The organism is Arthrobacter rhizosphaerae (assembly GCF_023062595.1).
Lineage (GTDB): Bacteria > Actinomycetota > Actinomycetes > Actinomycetales > Micrococcaceae > Arthrobacter > Arthrobacter rhizosphaerae.
Genome location: NZ_JALLAN010000019.1, coordinates 1 through 16,284 on the forward strand (window position 1 = coordinate 1; position 16,284 = coordinate 16,284).

Below are 16,284 nucleotides of genomic sequence, written 5' to 3' on the forward strand. Positions count from 1 at the left end.
GCTATCGGGGTGTGGGGGGGGTGGGGGGGCGTGTGGTGGCGGGGGGGGTTGGGTGTGGGGTGGGCTAGGGGTGCTGGTTGAAGACGTGGCGGCGAATCCACGCATGCATCGCCACAGCTGCTGCCGATCCTGCATTGATGGAACGGGTGGAGCCGAACTGTTCAATGGACAACGTGGCCTCTGCGGCCGCGTGGACCTCAGGAGTGAGGCCTGGCCCTTCCTGGCCGAAGACCAGCACACAGTTCCTGGGCAGCTCATAAGTCTCCAGCGGCACGGAATCGGGGAAGATGTCTATTCCGATGATCGCCAGGCCCTCCGCCTGCGCCCAGGCCACGAAGTCGTCAACTGTGGGGTGATAGCGGACATGCTGGTAGCGGTCGGTGACCATGGCGCCACGGCGGTTCCACCGGCGTCGGCCGATGATGTGGACCTCCTTGGCGAGGAACGCATTGGCCGTGCGCACAACAGTGCCGATGTTGAGGTCATGCTGCCAGTTCTCAATAGCCACATGGAATTCGTGGCGCTTGGAATCCAGGTCAGCAACGATCGCTTCATGTTTCCAGTAGCGGTACTTGTCCACGACATTCCGGCGGTCGCCGTCGGCGAGGAGGTCCGGATCCCAGTGGTCCCCTTCGGGCAGTTCGCCTTCCCAGGGGCCGACGCCGACCTCGGGCTTGGGCTCCGGCTCCTCCTCGGACGGGGGGACGGGCAGCGTAGGGGTCTGGGGGTGGTCAATCACCCCTCAACTCTAGCCGCGTCCGCCCCGCCATCCTGCGCCGTGCCTGCGTCCGGACGGATCCAATGAACGCTAGCCGGCCAGCTTCCAGCGGTTGGCACGGTAGGAGTTGCCGATCTTCTCCAGCAACTCCGGGTTGGCGCTCCAGTAGCTCTCGTGGCCGCTCACGCCCACCATCTGCGGGGTGCCCCACGGAGTCACTGTGAACAGGTTGACCGCCTGGATGGCGTCACCTCCGGCGTTGGTGCAAGTAAATTCCACCACGACGGCCTCAGAGCGGCGGAACTCCCGGATTTCCGGCGTCGACGACACAAAATCCGAGGCGCACTTGTGGCCGACAAGATGTTGCGGCAGGTCCCCCGCGGGGATGGCCTTGAGCTTTGCCTCAATCTCCTTGATGGCTGCCTGGACCTTTGCCGGCTCCTTTCCGAACTTGCCCTCCTCCGCTTCGGCGAAGAAAGCGAAGGCCGTGGAGATGCCGTCACCGTCGCGCTCTTCTGTGCCTTCCGCCTTTTGCTGCATCGGGGTTCCGGAGACGGGGTCCTTGGTGATCCCGAACGTGCCGTCACTGCTCCACGAAGCCAGGTAGGCGAAGGAGGATTCTCCAGTGACAAACCGGGTGAACAGCGTGTCGTCGGCTGCTGGAATGTTGGCGGGGCCCTGCAGTTGATCCCATCCCCCGGGGAGCGGTACAGATCCGGCAGGCATTTGGTCAGCGGAGTTTTCAGACGGTGCGGGGGATCCTTGGGGACTGCTGGTCTCGTCCGCCGGCTCTGGCGACGCCGTTCCGGACGTCGAGGCCAGCGGCACAGGATTGTCCTGCGCTTGCGGCTGGCTGAATCCCGGAATGACCCAAACGAACACAGCGATCAGCGCAACGATCACCGCGGCAGCGACGGCGCCCAGCACAATGATCAGGTTCTTATTGTTGTGCGGCTGCTGCGGCGGCTGTTGCTGCGGCTGCTGTTGGTGCGGCTGCACAGGAAAGTTCTGCGTAGGAAAGTCCTGGGCGGGGAGGTGCTGCGTCGGGAAGTTGGGCGGCGGGTACTGCTGCTGCCCGTACTGCTGCACTGGGTCTGAATCTCCGGGTGGCGGCGGTGCGCCGTGGCTGTTGCTCATTGCGAGCCCTTTCAGGTGCTTGCTGGCATCCTGCGGTTTCCGGATGCCAGGCGATGTCCGGCTGCGGGGACCTCCCGGCGCGGGCCGGACAACAAGCCACCGCAGACATCCCCCGATCCGCGGCCACTGGCACTGATGCCAGCTACGAGCCTAGTCGACTGAGCGGCATGGCCTGCTCCGTCATGATCCGGCGCCGGATGTTCGGCTACCCGAAGAATGAAAGACTGGGTCCGAAAACAGCGTCTCCCCCAACGAGTGCCGGAGGTCCCCATGGCAGAGTCAGACAAAGTGCGTGCATCGGCTGCGGTGTATCGGAACAACCAGGAAATTGAATGCTGGCTGACAGACATGGACGGCGTGCTGGTCCATGAAAACCAACCCATCCCAGGCGCTGCCGAGCTCATCCAGCGCTGGGTGGATACGTCCAAGCGATTCCTTGTCCTCACCAACAACTCCATCTTCACTCCCCGCGACCTCGCGGCCCGGCTCCGGTCCTCAGGGCTCGAGATTCCGGAGGAGAACATCTGGACTTCGGCGCTGGCCACGGCCCAATTCCTGAAGGATCAGGTTCACGGATCGGACTCCGGGAACCGCGCATACACCATCGGTGAGGCAGGACTCACGACGGCGCTGCATGAGGCGGGTTTTATCCTCACCGACCAAAACCCGGACTTTGTGGTGCTCGGCGAAACCCGGACCTACTCGTTCGAAGCCATCACCATGGCGATCCGCCTGATTCTTGCCGGGGCCAGGTTCATTGCGACCAACCCCGACGCCACGGGGCCGTCCAAGGACGGCCCGATGCCTGCCACCGGAGCCATTGCCGCCCTGATTACCAAGGCAACCGGCCGGGAACCCTACATCGTGGGAAAGCCAAACCCGATGATGTTCCGCTCTGCCATGAACCAGATCGACGCCCATTCCGAAACCACCGCGATGATCGGCGACAGGATGGACACCGACATCATTGCCGGCATGGAGGCCGGGTTGCACACCGTGCTGGTGCTGAGCGGAATCACCCAGAGGCAGGACATTGCAGCCTACCCCTTCCGCCCCAACCAGATTCTGGACTCCGTCGCTGACCTGAAAAACCAGATCTGACCGGCGCGTGGCTGGCTGGTGGGAGCGTTAGAACGCCGTGACGCGCCCGCCGCCGCCGGGCAGGGGGAAAAGCTGATCCTCGATGTCTGCCACCACACGGCTGTACAGGGAGGGATTCCATTGCGGGCTGGCGTGGGCCGGCACTGCGCCCTCCGTCAGCAGTTCGTTGGACGTCATGTACCGGGAATACGTGCGTGACCAGGACCTGCGGGCTGTTTCATAGTTGACGGTCTTGTCCCGCGGGTTTCCGATGAAAGCCATGCGCGCCTTACCGAGCTTGTCCACAAAGCGGGTGGCGTCATAGTGGTAGATGTAGGCGGATTCGGACTGGATCAGGATGCTCGACGGCGCCAGCGGTGACAGTTGCTCTAGCGTCTGGTCCATGATCTGGCGCCACGTGCGCTCATCCTTGTGCACGATCCGTTCGCCGAGCTCATATCCTCCGCGCAGCACCGTTGGGACCCGGAAGCCGCTCTCGTACAGCACCACCACTCCTTCGAACCAGCTCTGGTCCAGGACGTCGTATTTGCTGTAAGGGCTCGAGTCCAACAGAATCAGTTCCACCTCGACCCCATGAAGTTCCAGCAGCCTTGCCGCCACCTGGGTGGCCACCATGCCGCCAAAGCTATGGCCGTAGAAGTAGAGCTTTGTCAGCTGCTTTGCCCTGACATGTTCAATGATGGCGATGACCACCTGATCGATGTCCAGGCCTTCGTTGGAATATCCGACGGCGGCGAGCTGGCCTCGTTCGCGCAAGGCACCCCTGAGCGAGTTGAGGATCCACTGCGCCTCCTCCCAGCTGGTTTTGTAGCCCGGGAACAGGATCCAGCTCGAGTTCGGAAAGTACTTCTCGGCAAAGTCGTCGTTTACAGTGAGGATTTTGTTGACTTGGCGTTCCCGTTGCACACGGCGGGTGAACAACATGTCAGCGGCGAGGACCGAGGATGCTCCGGCGCCAATAAAGAAGCTTCGACGCGAGAAGGTTTTGAGTTCGGCGGCGTACCGGAGTAAGCGGACCCCGTCAGGGCTGGGGCCACTATTCGGGTCCACATCCTCCACACGCGGCATACTCCTACCGTATCCACACGTGGCCTGTCTGGTGCAATTCCCCGGGGGCGGGGGCGGCGGAACCCCGGAACCACGAACTACTCGACGACGGATTTACCTCGGGGTTCTCCCTCGGAGGTGGTGCTTTCGCGCCGTTCAAGCTCGATACCGATCGCTTCGTACTGCGCCAGCAGCTCGGATCCGGTCACAGCAGCGGGATCGTCCAGCATGCCGAACAAGGAATCACTGGCAGCGAGCAGTTCGTCATCCGAGTACTTATCGAGCGGATGGGAACCTGAGGGATCGATGGAAGCCAAGAATTCTCCTGTAATTTCGAGCGCCTGCACGTCATCGTTCGTGTCGTGATGGGAACCCGGTCCACGCTGGATCAATTCGAGGGACACACCAGTAGCGCCGCCATCAATGGCGTTGAGGTCGTTGCGGAGGCCTGCGAGCGCGGCGGATTCAACGTGCAGGGCGCGAAAAAGGTCAACACGAATGTGTGACTTGATGCCCATGCGGCGGATTCTACGGATGACGTGCACCAATGCTGGCCGGGAATCCTGTGTGAGGTTACCCCGGACGTCAATCCGGACAACGTCAGAAACGACGTCGAGTTTAACGAAGGCTTGCAGCTTGCGGTCCATAGGTACTCCAAAAATGGATTTCTATGGCCGACGGCTCAACCTTGGTCAGCTTATCCCGGCTGAAGGGTTACGACAAGCCCGGCAGGGTTCAAAGCGCCGTCAGCCCGCCTGGCTTTTTTCGGGCTCCTGGAAGTGGGTTCGCGTTGCCGCGCCGCCTACAGATTCCACGAGCGACTTGGCGATATCCCGTAATTTGACGTTGCTGTTGCTCGAGGCATCGGTAAGGATCCTGGCTGCCGCATCCTGGCTGCAGCGGTTCTGGGCCATGACGATTCCTATGGCGATGTCGATGGTGGTGCGTGACTCCAAAGTGGCGCGAAGGTTGGTGGCACTGTCCGCATGGAGGGAGAAACGCACGGCGAGCCGGAGGGCCTGGGAAATCTCCCGGGTGTAGCCGCGCGCCTTCGCTGCGGCCTTTTCATCGAACTTGTTGGGTGCGTCCGAGTACAAATTCAGGGCCGCCTTGGCATCACCCTGAAGATGGAAGGGGAGGGACAACACGGAGCGCAGACCATGAGCAGCTACGGCGCTCGCGTAGTCAGGGCCCCACCGGTCCTCTTCAAACAGATCCGGAACGTGGACTTCCCGTTCTTCCTCCGCAGCCGTCAGGCACGGCCCTTGGGACAGCGAGTACTGGATCTCGTCCACCTCACGGGCTGAGTCACTGCTCCAGCCTATGGTTGCGGCCTTACGGTCGCGCAGGAGGGTGATTCCGCAGAGTGCGTCGTCGCCGTCGCCCGCCATTTGGTGAGCGGAAAACCGTGCCAGTTCGTTCAGGAAATCCTCGAAGTCAGCGCTCTCCAGAATAAGGTTCTGGATCTGGTCAACGGTGGTCAAGGACTGTTCTGGCGGGAGCATGGCACGGTTCTCCATAGGCAGGTACTGATGTGTGAATAGGCAAATGATAGGTCACTGCCGCAGTGCCGTCCACACGAAAGCGCTAGCTCAGGCCGAGTTCATCCTTACCGAAGGCGAAGAGGTACGGGACTCCTGTTTCGGCTTCAATCTTCTCTTTGGCGCCGGTATCCCGGTCCACGATGACGGCTACGGCCACCACATTGCCGCCGGCTTTCCGGACACCCTCCACCGCGGTCAGGGCTGAGCCTCCGGTAGTGGACGTGTCCTCCAGTACAAGAACCTTGCGGCCTTCAACTGAGGGGCCTTCGACCTGGCGCCCCATTCCGTAGGACTTCTGTGCTTTCCGGACCACAAATGCATCGACCGTACGGCCGGCATCCGAAGCCGCATGCATCACTGCCGTACCTACGGGATCTGCCCCCATCGTGAGCCCACCCGCGCACTCAAAGTCGATTCCGACGTCGTCAACGAGGGAAAGCATGACCTGACCCACCAGCCTGGACGCTTCGTGATGCAATGTGATGCGCCGAAGGTCAATGTAGTAATCCGCCTCGGCACCGCTGGAGAGGATCACCTTGCCGCGGACTACGGCGAGTTCCTTGATCAGTTCCAGCAGGCGGGCGCGGGCAGCGGAAGCGTCAGCTGCAAAGTCAGGGGTGGAAGTCATGGGTTCCAGTTTAGTGGCTGCGCATAGGTGCCCCTGCCCTGGAAAGACCCACCAGTGTTGAACGGCGACGTCGCAGTTGAGGGTAGTTGACACTCCTGACTAGGCTGGGACACATGCGCGAACTCCAGGCCAAGATCATTGAAGAAATGGGCGTGCAGCCCCAGATCGATCCCGCAGGGGAGGTGCGTAAACGCGTCACTTTCCTGAAGGAGTACTTGAAGGCCACCCGCACCAAGGGCTTCGTTCTGGGGATCTCCGGAGGCATCGATTCCTCCCTCGCCGGCAGGCTCACCCAGCTTGCGGTGGAGGAACTCAACGCAGAAGGAGTGGACGCCGACTTTATTGCCGTCCGCCTGCCTTATGGTGTCCAGCATGACGAAGAGGATGCCCAGGCTGCCCTGGAGTTCATCCAGGCCAAGAGCGAAAGAACCTTTAACGTTTCGGCCGCCGTCAACGGCATCGAGGACGAGTTCGAAAAAAGCACCGGCTCCCCCATCTCCGACTTCCACAAGGGCAACACCAAAGCCCGCGCCCGTATGACCGCTCAGTACGCCCTGGCCGGTGAATTCAATTACCTCGTGGTCGGCACGGACCATGGTGCGGAGTCTGTCACCGGGTTCTTTACCAAGTACGGCGACGGCGGCGCTGACGTCCTGCCGCTGTTCGGCCTGAACAAGCGGCAAAACCGTGCCCTGCTCGGCGAGCTTGGCGCCCCCGCCCGGGTCTGGGAGAAGGTGCCTACGGCTGATCTTCTTGACGGCAGGCCCGGCCGCACTGACGAGGATGAACTCGGCGTCACCTATGACCAGATTGACGACTACCTCGAAGGCCGTGAGGTGTCCGAGGGCGTGGCGATGCTGATCGAGGAGAAGTACTTGCGGACCAGGCACAAGCGCACAGTTCCTGTCACCATCTTCGATACCTGGTGGAAATAGGGTTCCGGCCTACCTTTCAGCTGAGCGCAGTGCCATCGTGATCCGGTGCGCCTCCTCCATCAACAACCTGCCCAGGAATTCCTGCCTGTCTTCGCGGAACCGCGGCTCGATACCGGTTAGCGATAAGGCACATGTGGGGCGGCCCTTGGCGTCGAACACTGCCGCCCCCATCCCCCAACTGCCCTCCAGCACAAGCCCGGGATTCACTGCGTAACCGGTCTGGCGCGTCCGCTTGAGGTTCTCCCTCACCACATCTGCCGGATGCCCCTTGGCGAACGTTCCGGCGTGGCTATCCCAGCGAGCCAGCAGCTCCTCTTGTTCCGCTTCGGGCAGGAACGCCATGATGGCCGTGCCGGCTGAGGCGACACCAAGGGGGAAGCGGACGCCCTCATGGAGTACGAATGAACGGATCGGAAAGCTGCCCTCTTCCCGGAGCACACACACCGTTTCCAAACCACGCCGGATCGAGAAAAACGCGCTCTCCCCGGTTTCCTCGGCCAGCCTCCGCAGGCTGGGGCGGGCCACCTCCTCCAACGGGAACCGGGCGGAGGCCACGGAGGACATCAGCAGAATCTCCGGCCCCAGCACCCATTTGCCCGTCCCGGCATCCTGATCCAGCAGCCCCTCGGAAGCAAGGGACGTCAGCAGCCGGTGAACTGTGGGACGGGTCAGCCCTGATTCCCGGACGACGCCGACCAGCGGTATCCCTTCGGGCTTCCTCGCGACAATGCGCAGGAGAGCTGCCACCCTGCTCACTACCTGCGCCCCTTGAACTGGTACTGACGTCATCGATCCTCGCTTTTTCCGTCAAAGTATCCACAATATGGATAGTCTTCAAAGTACCGTCCACACTGTAATCACGCGAGTTCTAGGCCAACAGTTTTCCTTGACAGGCGACTTCCAGCCACCCTAGGCTGCGATGTCAGGACTCCCAGTCCACAACGTGGAGAGCGGGATACACCACTCAATGAGGAGATGCGATGTCAAAGGTTCGATCCAATGCGGCGGATGCACTGCAGGACCTGCTGCAGGACGGCATGACCTTGGCCGTGGGCGGCTTCGGCCTGAGCGGCATCCCCGCGGACCTCATTGAAGCGGTGCGCGATTCACAGGTCCGGGACCTGACCGTGGTGTCCAACAACATGGGCGTTGACGGGAAAGGGCTCGGCATACTCATCGAGGCCGGGCAGGTCCGCAAAGTCATCGCCTCCTACGTTGGTGAAAACAAGCTGTTCGCCGAGCAATACCTGGCCGGTCTCCTTGAAGTGGAGTTCACGCCCCAAGGCACTCTGGCCGAGCGGCTCCGGGCAGGCGGTGCCGGCATCCCAGCGTTTTACACCAAGACCGGCGTCGGAACACTGGTTGCCGAAGGCAAACCGCTGGCAGAGTTCGACGGCGAAACGTATGTGCAGGAGCGCGCCATCAGGGCCGACGTCGCCCTCGTCCATGCACACACCGCAGACACCGACGGAAACCTCATCTACCGCTTCACCGCCCGGAATTTCAACCCGGTGGTGGCAACCGCCGGAACAGCCACTGTCGCCGAGGCAGAGGTGATCGTTGAACCCGGGATGCTTGATCCCAATCACATCGTGACCCCCGGTGTCTATGTCCAGCATCTGGTCCAGTCCAGCGGCCGGATCAAGGACATCGAACAGCGGACTGTCCGGCATCGTAACGGGCTCGTCCCCGCCTGATCCGCTTCCGACTTCAAAGGAGAAACCCGTGGCCTGGACCAGGGATGAAATGGCTGCCATAGCAGCCGAAGAACTAAGCGACGGCGACTACGTCAACCTCGGCATCGGGATTCCAACCCTCGTGGCCAACAACCTTCCCGACGGCGTCCGCGTGGTCCTGCAGAGTGAGAACGGACTGCTCGGCATGGGCCCCTTCCCCTATGAGGGTGAGGAGGATGCAGACCTCATCAATGCAGGCAAACAAACAGTGACGGTCCTCCCGGGCGGCAGCATTTTTGATTCCGCCACATCGTTCGGCATGATCCGCGGCGGGCACGTCAAGGTGGCAATCCTCGGGGCTATGCAGGTCTCTGGCAGCGGCGACCTCGCCAACTGGACCATCCCCGGAAAGATGGTCAAGGGCATGGGCGGTGCCATGGACCTCGTGGCCGGCACGCCGCGCGTAGTGGTTCTTACCGAGCATGTTGCCAAGGACGGCACCCCAAAAATCGTTTCCGACTGCACCCTGCCGCTGACGGGGCTGGGCGTGGTTGACCGGATCATCAGCGACCTCGCGGTGTTTGACCTTATGAAGAACGACGGCGGGCGGAAACTCACGCTCGCCCGCCTCGCTCCCGGTGTGACCGAGCACGAGATCCGCGAAAAGACCGGTGCCGAATTCACGGTGGCCCTCGAGACTGAAGGAGCAGCAGCATGAGCCTGAAAGAACAATTCGGTAAGGACATCCTGCTGACGGGATGGGGCCACAGCCGCTTCGGGAAACTGACCGATGACACCCTGGAGTCACTCATCGTCCAGGTTTCCACCGAAGCGATTGAGAATGCAGGCATCGAGCCCGGCCAGATCGACGAGATCTACCTGGGACAGTTCAACTCCGGAATGATGCCCTTGGCCTTTCCATCTTCCCTGGCCCTTCAGGTTTCGGAAGAGCTCGCGCACGTTCCTGCGACGCGGGTGGAGAACGCCTGCGCCTCAGGTTCGGCCGCGCTTCAACAGGGGGCTAAGGCGCTGCTGGCAGGAACAGCCAAAACCGTTCTGGTGATCGGCGCGGAAAAGATGACCCACGCCGGCGCGGACATCGTCGGTGCCGGTTTACTGGGCGCGGATTACGACATGGCAGGCAAACCCTCCACCACTGGCTTCACGGGCCTCTTCGCGGACGTGGCAAAACATTACGACAAGCGCTTTGGAGAACGCGGCTACGGCTCATCCGGGAATCTGGGCGACGTCCTGGGCACCATCGCGGCCAAGAACCACAGGAACGGCGTTGACAACCCATACGCCCAGCTTCGTAAGGACCTCGGCGAGGAATTCTGCCGGACCGTCTCGGACAAGAACCCGATGGTGGCCGACCCATTGCGCCGTACCGACTGCTCCCCCGTCTCCGACGGCGCCGCCGCCGTCGTCCTTTCCACTGCCACAGCGCCACGGGGCACAGCCACCGCACCGGTCCGCCTTGCGGGCTTCGGCCACGCGAACGACTTCATGCCGGCCGAACGCCGGGATCCGACAGCATTCGCCGCAACCCGTGCCTCCTGGCAGCGGGCACTGGCCATGGCAGGCGTCGGGCTAACGGACCTGGACTTTGCCGAGGTTCATGACTGCTTCACGATTGCCGAGCTGCTCATGTACGAAGCCATGGGGCTGACGGAGCCGGGTCAGGGCGTTCGCGCCCTGGAGGAAGGCTGGGTGTTCAAGGATGGGAAACTGCCCATCAACATCTCCGGCGGACTCAAGGCCAAGGGCCATCCGGTTGGGGCCACCGGTGTGTCGCAGCACGTCGTCGCCGCCATGCAGCTCACCGGCACGGCAGGCGCCATGCAACTGGCCAATCCGCGTCGCGCCGCGGTGCAGAACATGGGCGGGGTAGGCATAGCCAACTACGTCAGCGTGCTGGAGGCTGTGTAGCAGACCTGGCCGTCCTGACCTTCTTGCTCCAGGAACAAGGGCCGACGCGCCGAACCAGCGGCGTGTCGGCCCTTCGTTTGGCGCAAAGAGGGTCAACTGGGGCCTCGCATCGACCAAAGCCGTCTCCACCACGGCCGGCCGGCTTCCGGTTCAGCCTCAGGAGGGCGCGCAGCCGCGGCGGCGGCCCGGCGTTGGCGCCAACGATCCACCTCATGGTCAACGTCCCGGGTTCTGGTTATCACCGGAGGGCCTCCCTGGAGCTGCCGGCGGGCCTCAACCACACGTTTGTTAAAGCTTTCCACCGCTTCGCGGACCTGCTGTTCGGAGTATCGGCCATCGAGCACCGAGTCCAGTTCCGCGTCTTCCTTGCGAAGCAGGATTGCAGGTGGTCCCAGGCCGGTGAGGTTCTCACGCCTGATCAGGCCCTTGATCCACCAATCGGGATCAGTGTTCTCACCCAGGCCAGGGATCGGTTTGCCGGCATATTTGAGGTTGTCAAACTCGCCCCTGGCCATGGCATCCCTGATCAGGTAGTCCGCCCGTTGAGCGTCACTGATTTTTCGCCTGCTCTGGCGTGCGTCGACATCAGCGGCTGCAGCACCGGGCTCGGCTTCCTCGTGGGGAGCCCTGTTGGAGGTTTGGGCGGCCCTGAGTTCGGCTGCGCGCTCGAGTCGCCGCTCGTTATGCTCTGTGGCCCAGTCATTCATCGCCTGCCTCCGCCCCGGCTGGTCAATAGCTCCTTCTATTTTCCCCGATGGGGTGAAGGGCAGCCAAGGCCCACTCCAGGTTTGCGACCCCTCGCAGCGGACGCGTCTCTGACTCTTCCCGCTGCCTCCGTGACTGTTCCAGCCTCCGTTGCTGTGCCATCCTCGACTCATGGCCAGCGGCGTTGAACCCGATGAAGTTGTTGAGAATGAAGCGGGCGACACCGTCGTAAAGCCAGGCGCCGGGCTCGGCTCCAGCTTCTGGTGGCTTTGGGGCTCGTCCAGCTTCTCCAACCTGGCTGACGGCATGGCCAAGATAGCTTTGCCCCTTATCGCCGTTGGCGTCACTGATTCTCCAGTGCTCATTGCAGGGTTGGGGGTCGCGTTGACCTCACCGTGGCTGCTTTTTGCCTTGCTGGCGGGGGCCGTCGTTGATCGCGTTGACCGTCGTCGGGCTATGTTCGTTGCCAACACCTTCAGGGCAACCCTCCTGCTGATCCTGGCGCTCCTTTTTCTTCTGGACCTTGGGTCGATCTGGGCGCTGTACGTCGTCGCGTTCGGGATCGGGACAGCGGAGACCCTGTACGACACCTCGGCGCAATCGATCCTGCCCCAAGTGGTGGGACGCCAGCTGTTATCGCGTGCGAACGCCCGGCTTCATGCGGCAGAGCTGACAGCCAACCAGTTCATCGGGCCACCTCTGGGCGGGCTCCTCGTCGCCGCCGGAGCAGCGGTATCCTTGGCGGCACCTGCTGCCCTCTGGGTGGTGGCAGTGGGCCTTTTGCTGCTGGTGTGTGGCAGCTTCCGCGTGAACCACAACAGTGGTTCCACCCTCCGTTCCGACATCGCCGAAGGCCTGCGATTCCTCTGGCGCAACCAGATTCTGCGGACCTTCGCCATTATGGTGGGCGTCTTCAACTTCGCCTCCAGCGCCACTTTCACCATCCTGGTGCTTCACGCCGTGGGACCGGGGTCCTCCCTGCAACTGTCGGAACCGGGCTACGCCTTACTCCTCACCTCCGTAGCTGCCGGCATGCTGGTCGGTTCCCTCGCCGCTGCCTGGGTGGAGAAACGGCTCGGGCGGTTCCTGTCATTGGCCGTGGCCTTGACTGGAAGTACCTTGATTTACGCCGTTCTCATTTTCAGCGCCAATCCGTTGCTCATCGGGGCGGGCTTCTTCGCGGGTGGTGTGGCCATTGCGCTGTGGAACGTCATCGCGGTCTCCCTTCGGCAACGCATTACCCCGGATCATCTGCTCGGGCGCATTAACAGCAGCAACCGGTTGCTCGCCTGGGGAACCTTGCCACTCGGAGCTGCGGCCGGTGGGGTGATCGCAGAATACTTTGGGTTCCAGGCCGTGTTCGTCACCATGGGCCTGCTGACGGTTGCGGTGCTCGCCGGCCTGGGTTCCATTACGAACAAGAAAATAGAAAACGCGGAAAGGGAGGCAGCCATGCCGGTACAGCAGCAGGGAGCATCATCCGGCCATGTGGTCCTGCTGGGGGATTCAATCTTCGATAATCAGGCGTATGTCGACGGCGGACCGGACGTTGCGCAGCAACTTCGGCAGGAACTGCCTGGGGACTGGAGTTGCACGCTCCTGGCCGTGGACGGGGACAGAATCGCCGACGTCGTCCGGCAGCTTCGTCTCCTGCCACCGGACACCACCCATCTTGTGGTGAGCGTGGGCGGGAATGACGCGCTGGGCTTCGCCCCCTTGCTCGAGGAGGACGCCGGAACTGTCACCGACGCCCTCCTCATCCTGGGCAAGGCACAAGACCGGTTCGCTGCCGACTATGACGCGATGATCGGGGCCATAGCGGTGAAGGGCCTGCCCACGGCGGTGGGCACTATCTACGACACTCCTCCGTCCGCCCCCGGCCAAAGAATCATCAGAACCGCCTTGGCCCTGTTCAACGACTCCATCACAAGGGCTGCGTTTCAGCGCGGCGTCTCCGTCATCGACCTCAGGCTGATTTGCAACGAGGATCGGGACTATGCCAACCCCATTGAGCCCTCAGTCCACGGAGGACAGAAAATTGCCCGGGCAATAGCCGCCTTTGTCCTGTCCAACGGCAAGGAGCAAAGGTCGATCGTCGTCGCAGCGGAACCTCAGGACCAAACCGCTCTATAGAGGCGTCCTCAGTAGCGGGTTGGGGCCGGCGGCACAATGGGAGGAACAGTACCGTCGTCGCCGTCTTCATTCTCGCGGTCGGCTGCACTCCTCGCCTCACTCCCTGCCATTTCGTCCGATTCTCCCAGCGTGTCCGCCAAGCCGCCGGTCTGGTCGAATGGACGGGAAATCCGTTCCGCTGATGGATCCGAAGAGGCATCAGCCATTGCACCCGCCGTTCCTGTGTCCATCCCGGAGCTGCCCGCCATGGATGCCCCGGTTGCAGGGGGCGCATCCGTCCGGGAAGCGTCAACCCGGGTGACGTCCTCCTCCATCCCCTTTTCCTTGCCTTGCGTTGCAGCAGCAACTCCCGCCGCAGCCGCTGCAGCTACCCCGACTCCGGCAGCAACCTTTCCGGATATTCCTGCCTTTCCGGAGTCGCCGCGTGATCCGGCGGCATCTTCAACGCCAGGAGTGCCAACTGTGGCACCTTCATTGACCGAGCCACGCCAGGCCCCGCTGGCATATCCTTCGGCCTCAATGAATTCCTTAAACCTCTTCAAATCGGCCTCGGCCTGGTTTTCAACCACATTTAGTTTGTCACCGACCTTTTCGACAAGGCCCTCGGGCTCGTACTCCAAGGTCAGCTGGATGGAGGTCTGCCCTCCGCCCACGTCTTCAAACATCACTGCCCCGGCATTGGTTGCTCCTTCGGTGGCAGCCCACGCCACTTTGCGGTCCGGTTCCTGCTCCAGGATTTTTGCTTCCCAGCGCCGCCGGACGCCTGCGATTTCCGCCACCCACTCGAGACGGTCGTCGCTTAGCTGGGTCACGCTCTTAACGCCTCCCATGAACCGGGGGAAATCCTCAAACTGGGTCCACTGGTTATAAGCGGTGCTTACCGGAACGTTGACCAGAATGCGCTTCTCAACCTTCGTGCTCACAGCGTCTCCTTCGACTAGAACGGGCCACGACGAATGCAAATCCATTTCGTCAGTATGCTTACTATATGCCCGCTGCAGGCCGTCGACCACCGCTGGAAGTGACCAAAATCGCACCTCCACGAAGAGTGAAAGCACCTTTATTACCCATACCAAATCGACAACTACGATAGGTAAGGCTACCCTCAGTAGGCGGCCCTTCGTTCCAGAAGTGTCTTGAGAATCCTATGAAGGTGGTTTTGTGCGTTTTCCTGTCCCGTCAATGGTGGCAACAGGCGCGGCAGCAGTCCTCGCGCTTTCCGCCTGTGGTTTCACGCCCGAGAACAACTCTTCAGCGCAGCCTGTAGATACGAACCAGCGCATTGTGGTGGACAACTTCCGCGCGCCGGTGGCCGGCTGGGAGCTGGAGACGGATTCCGCGTACATCCTTTCCTTGGCCGGGTGCCTTGAAACCCTCACGAAGTACGACCAAGCGCAGGGAAAAATCGTTCCCTCCCTCGCCACCGAGTGGAAGCAAGTCTCGCCGCTGGAATGGGATTTCACGCTGCGGGATGACGTGAAATTCCAGGATGGCACGGCTTTGACACCGGAAGCCGTGACGGCTTCGCTCCAGCACGTACTCAAGGCTCAGGTGCCCGCCCGCGCCTTCAATCCCAAGATGGTCAGTGAAATCAAAGCGCTGGACGCACACACCGTTCGCGTTACGACCCCCACTGAAAGTTCTCTGATCCCCTATCGGTTGGCCAGCGTGAACACCGGCATCCTTGCTCCGGCCGCTTATGCCAAGGACACCATCAATCCCTTCGGACACTGCACGGGCCCCTTCAAACCTGTCTCCGAAGTAACCAAACAGTCCCTGACACTGGACCGCAATGAGGATTACTGGGGAGGACCGGTCAAGCTGGCCGGTGCCGAAATACGCTTCATCACCAATGGCGCCACCCGAGCCGCCCAGGTTCAGACCGGTGAAGCCGATGTGGCTCTTTCTGTCCCTGTTTCCAGCCTGGCCACGCTGGAAACAGCCCCCGGTGTTGGCATTCTGAAGGCAGACTCCCCGCGGACTGCCACGCTTTACATGAACAACGGCCGTGCGCCGTTCAACAACCTCAACTTCCGGAAGGCCATCCGCACTGCGCTCGATCTGGATTCGCTGGCGGCCAGTGTCTACGAAGGCGGAGCGCTGCCGTCCACCGGCCCCTTCGCTCCCTCCGAGCCCTGGGCACCAGCCGGCGTCGCCTCTCCCCGCCAGAATCTCGAGGAGGCCAAGTCCCTGCTGGCATCAGCCGGTTACACAGCGGATCGACCCTTGGAGATCCTCGCAATCGCGGAGCGCCCGGAGTTCGCGGACGTTGCAACCGTGATCCAGGAAAACCTCAAGAACATCGGTATCCCCGTCAGCATCCAGACGAAAGAGTCCGCGGCAGTGGACCCGCTCCTGCTGGCAGGCAACTACGACATGGCACTCAGCCAGCGCAACCGCCTCATCGACATCGCTGATCCGATCGGCTTCCTCACTGCCGACTACACGTGTGACGGCACGTACAACCTGAGCCATTTCTGCGATCCGGAATACGACAAAACCATCGCCAAGGCGGCCCAGACCAACGACCAGGAAGAGCGCTACCGCCTCTATGCCGAGGCCGGGAGGATTCTGGACGCACAGGCAGTCAACGCATGGCTGGTGAACCAACAAGCGATCGACGCCGTCCGCACCGGAGTGCAGTCGTACGTTCAGGACCCCCTGTCCCGGTACGCCCTCACAGCCGAGACAGCGAAGTCGGGGTCCGGCTCATAGGAGCCAGACACCGTAG

At 62.0% G+C, this 16,284-nt stretch carries 16 protein-coding genes; 7 read left to right on the forward strand and 9 right to left on the reverse strand.

The window, feature by feature from the left end:
• Nucleotides 1-64: 64 nt before the first annotated feature.
• A complete protein-coding gene (locus MU551_RS20060) occupies nucleotides 65-739 on the reverse strand; it encodes a TrmH family RNA methyltransferase (RefSeq protein WP_372489904.1) in 675 nt (224 codons plus the stop codon).
• A gap of 69 nt (nucleotides 740-808) precedes the next feature.
• On the reverse strand, nucleotides 809-1,855 hold the full coding sequence (locus tag MU551_RS20065) for a hypothetical protein (protein WP_247048320.1): 1,047 nt from the start codon (nucleotides 1,853-1,855) through the stop codon (nucleotides 809-811).
• A gap of 270 nt (nucleotides 1,856-2,125) precedes the next feature.
• Between MU551_RS20065 and MU551_RS20070 the strand changes: the two genes are divergently transcribed.
• Nucleotides 2,126-2,956 carry an HAD-IIA family hydrolase gene (locus MU551_RS20070; protein ID WP_247048321.1) on the forward strand — a complete coding sequence of 277 codons (831 nt, stop codon included), beginning with the start codon at nucleotides 2,126-2,128 and terminating at the stop codon, nucleotides 2,954-2,956.
• Between the two features lie 27 nt (nucleotides 2,957-2,983).
• On the opposite strand, the gene MU551_RS20075 is transcribed toward MU551_RS20070, so the two are convergent.
• From MU551_RS20075 to pyrE, 4 genes are all read right to left on the reverse strand, one after another.
• Complete coding sequence (locus MU551_RS20075) at nucleotides 2,984-4,024, reverse strand: thioesterase domain-containing protein (protein ID WP_247048322.1); 1,041 nt, start codon at nucleotides 4,022-4,024, stop codon at nucleotides 2,984-2,986.
• A 77-nt stretch (nucleotides 4,025-4,101) separates the two neighbouring features.
• Nucleotides 4,102-4,650 (reverse strand): hypothetical protein, encoded by a 549-nt coding sequence (locus tag MU551_RS20080; protein WP_247048323.1) that lies wholly within the window; start codon nucleotides 4,648-4,650, stop codon nucleotides 4,102-4,104.
• 99 nt (nucleotides 4,651-4,749) lie between these two features.
• On the reverse strand, nucleotides 4,750-5,508 hold the full coding sequence (locus MU551_RS20085) for a GAF and ANTAR domain-containing protein (RefSeq protein WP_247048324.1): 759 nt from the start codon (nucleotides 5,506-5,508) through the stop codon (nucleotides 4,750-4,752).
• An 82-nt stretch (nucleotides 5,509-5,590) separates the two neighbouring features.
• Nucleotides 5,591-6,175 (reverse strand): orotate phosphoribosyltransferase, encoded by a 585-nt coding sequence (pyrE, locus tag MU551_RS20090; protein ID WP_247048325.1) that lies wholly within the window; start codon nucleotides 6,173-6,175, stop codon nucleotides 5,591-5,593.
• Between the two features lie 113 nt (nucleotides 6,176-6,288).
• Between pyrE and nadE the strand changes: the two genes are divergently transcribed.
• Nucleotides 6,289-7,110 (forward strand): NAD(+) synthase, encoded by an 822-nt coding sequence (nadE, locus tag MU551_RS20095; RefSeq protein ID WP_247048326.1) that lies wholly within the window; start codon nucleotides 6,289-6,291, stop codon nucleotides 7,108-7,110.
• Nucleotides 7,111-7,119: 9 nt separating this feature from the next.
• On the opposite strand, the gene MU551_RS20100 is transcribed toward nadE, so the two are convergent.
• Nucleotides 7,120-7,899: an IclR family transcriptional regulator gene (locus MU551_RS20100; RefSeq protein ID WP_247048327.1), complete on the reverse strand. Its 780-nt coding sequence runs from the start codon at nucleotides 7,897-7,899 to the stop codon at nucleotides 7,120-7,122.
• Nucleotides 7,900-8,090: 191 nt separating this feature from the next.
• Between MU551_RS20100 and MU551_RS20105 the strand changes: the two genes are divergently transcribed.
• The 3 genes from MU551_RS20105 to MU551_RS20115 are packed head-to-tail and all read left to right on the forward strand — an operon-like array spanning nucleotide 8,091 to nucleotide 10,715.
• A complete protein-coding gene (locus MU551_RS20105; RefSeq protein WP_247048328.1) occupies nucleotides 8,091-8,807 on the forward strand; it encodes a CoA transferase subunit A in 717 nt (238 codons plus the stop codon).
• 28 nt (nucleotides 8,808-8,835) lie between these two features.
• On the forward strand, nucleotides 8,836-9,504 hold the full coding sequence (locus MU551_RS20110) for a 3-oxoacid CoA-transferase subunit B (protein ID WP_308198329.1): 669 nt from the start codon (nucleotides 8,836-8,838) through the stop codon (nucleotides 9,502-9,504).
• Complete coding sequence (locus MU551_RS20115; protein WP_247048329.1) at nucleotides 9,501-10,715, forward strand: acetyl-CoA acetyltransferase; 1,215 nt, start codon at nucleotides 9,501-9,503, stop codon at nucleotides 10,713-10,715. Before MU551_RS20110 ends, MU551_RS20115 begins: the two co-directional genes overlap by 4 nt.
• 92 nt (nucleotides 10,716-10,807) lie before the next feature.
• Here the strand turns inward: MU551_RS20115 and MU551_RS20120 are convergent, their stop codons facing one another.
• On the reverse strand, nucleotides 10,808-11,422 hold the full coding sequence (locus MU551_RS20120; protein ID WP_247048330.1) for a DnaJ family domain-containing protein: 615 nt from the start codon (nucleotides 11,420-11,422) through the stop codon (nucleotides 10,808-10,810).
• A gap of 169 nt (nucleotides 11,423-11,591) precedes the next feature.
• Between MU551_RS20120 and MU551_RS20125 the strand changes: the two genes are divergently transcribed.
• Nucleotides 11,592-13,553: an MFS transporter gene (locus MU551_RS20125; RefSeq protein WP_247048331.1), complete on the forward strand. Its 1,962-nt coding sequence runs from the start codon at nucleotides 11,592-11,594 to the stop codon at nucleotides 13,551-13,553.
• A gap of 8 nt (nucleotides 13,554-13,561) precedes the next feature.
• Here MU551_RS20125 and MU551_RS20130 read toward each other — a convergent pair whose 3' ends face one another.
• Nucleotides 13,562-14,476, reverse strand: coding sequence for an SRPBCC family protein (locus tag MU551_RS20130; RefSeq protein WP_247048332.1), 915 nt, complete (start codon nucleotides 14,474-14,476; stop codon nucleotides 13,562-13,564).
• A gap of 259 nt (nucleotides 14,477-14,735) precedes the next feature.
• Between MU551_RS20130 and MU551_RS20135 the strand changes: the two genes are divergently transcribed.
• The gene (locus MU551_RS20135) at nucleotides 14,736-16,268 is read left to right on the forward strand and encodes an ABC transporter substrate-binding protein (protein ID WP_247048401.1); all 1,533 of its coding nucleotides are present in this window, start codon (nucleotides 14,736-14,738) and stop codon (nucleotides 16,266-16,268) included.
• Nucleotides 16,269-16,284: the final 16 nt, after the last annotated feature.

Excerpts from the sequence above, each read along its gene's own strand:
- nadE (WP_247048326.1), top strand. The coding sequence starts at position 6,289 with ATGCGCGAACTCCAGGCCAAGATCATTGAAGAAATGGGCGTGCAGCCC.
- MU551_RS20065 (WP_247048320.1), bottom strand. The coding sequence starts at position 1,855 with ATGAGCAACAGCCACGGCGCACCGCCGCCACCCGGAGATTCAGACCCA.
- MU551_RS20080 (WP_247048323.1), bottom strand. The coding sequence starts at position 4,650 with ATGGACCGCAAGCTGCAAGCCTTCGTTAAACTCGACGTCGTTTCTGAC.
- pyrE (WP_247048325.1), bottom strand. The coding sequence starts at position 6,175 with ATGACTTCCACCCCTGACTTTGCAGCTGACGCTTCCGCTGCCCGCGCC.
- MU551_RS20115 (WP_247048329.1), top strand. The coding sequence starts at position 9,501 with ATGAGCCTGAAAGAACAATTCGGTAAGGACATCCTGCTGACGGGATGG.
- MU551_RS20135 (WP_247048401.1), top strand. The coding sequence starts at position 14,736 with ATGGTGGCAACAGGCGCGGCAGCAGTCCTCGCGCTTTCCGCCTGTGGT.
- MU551_RS20100 (WP_247048327.1), bottom strand. The coding sequence starts at position 7,899 with ATGACGTCAGTACCAGTTCAAGGGGCGCAGGTAGTGAGCAGGGTGGCA.
- MU551_RS20125 (WP_247048331.1), top strand. The coding sequence starts at position 11,592 with ATGGCCAGCGGCGTTGAACCCGATGAAGTTGTTGAGAATGAAGCGGGC.
- MU551_RS20085 (WP_247048324.1), bottom strand. The coding sequence starts at position 5,508 with ATGCTCCCGCCAGAACAGTCCTTGACCACCGTTGACCAGATCCAGAAC.
- MU551_RS20105 (WP_247048328.1), top strand. The coding sequence starts at position 8,091 with ATGTCAAAGGTTCGATCCAATGCGGCGGATGCACTGCAGGACCTGCTG.
- MU551_RS20075 (WP_247048322.1), bottom strand. The coding sequence starts at position 4,024 with ATGCCGCGTGTGGAGGATGTGGACCCGAATAGTGGCCCCAGCCCTGAC.
- MU551_RS20070 (WP_247048321.1), top strand. The coding sequence starts at position 2,126 with ATGGCAGAGTCAGACAAAGTGCGTGCATCGGCTGCGGTGTATCGGAAC.
- MU551_RS20120 (WP_247048330.1), bottom strand. The coding sequence starts at position 11,422 with ATGAATGACTGGGCCACAGAGCATAACGAGCGGCGACTCGAGCGCGCA.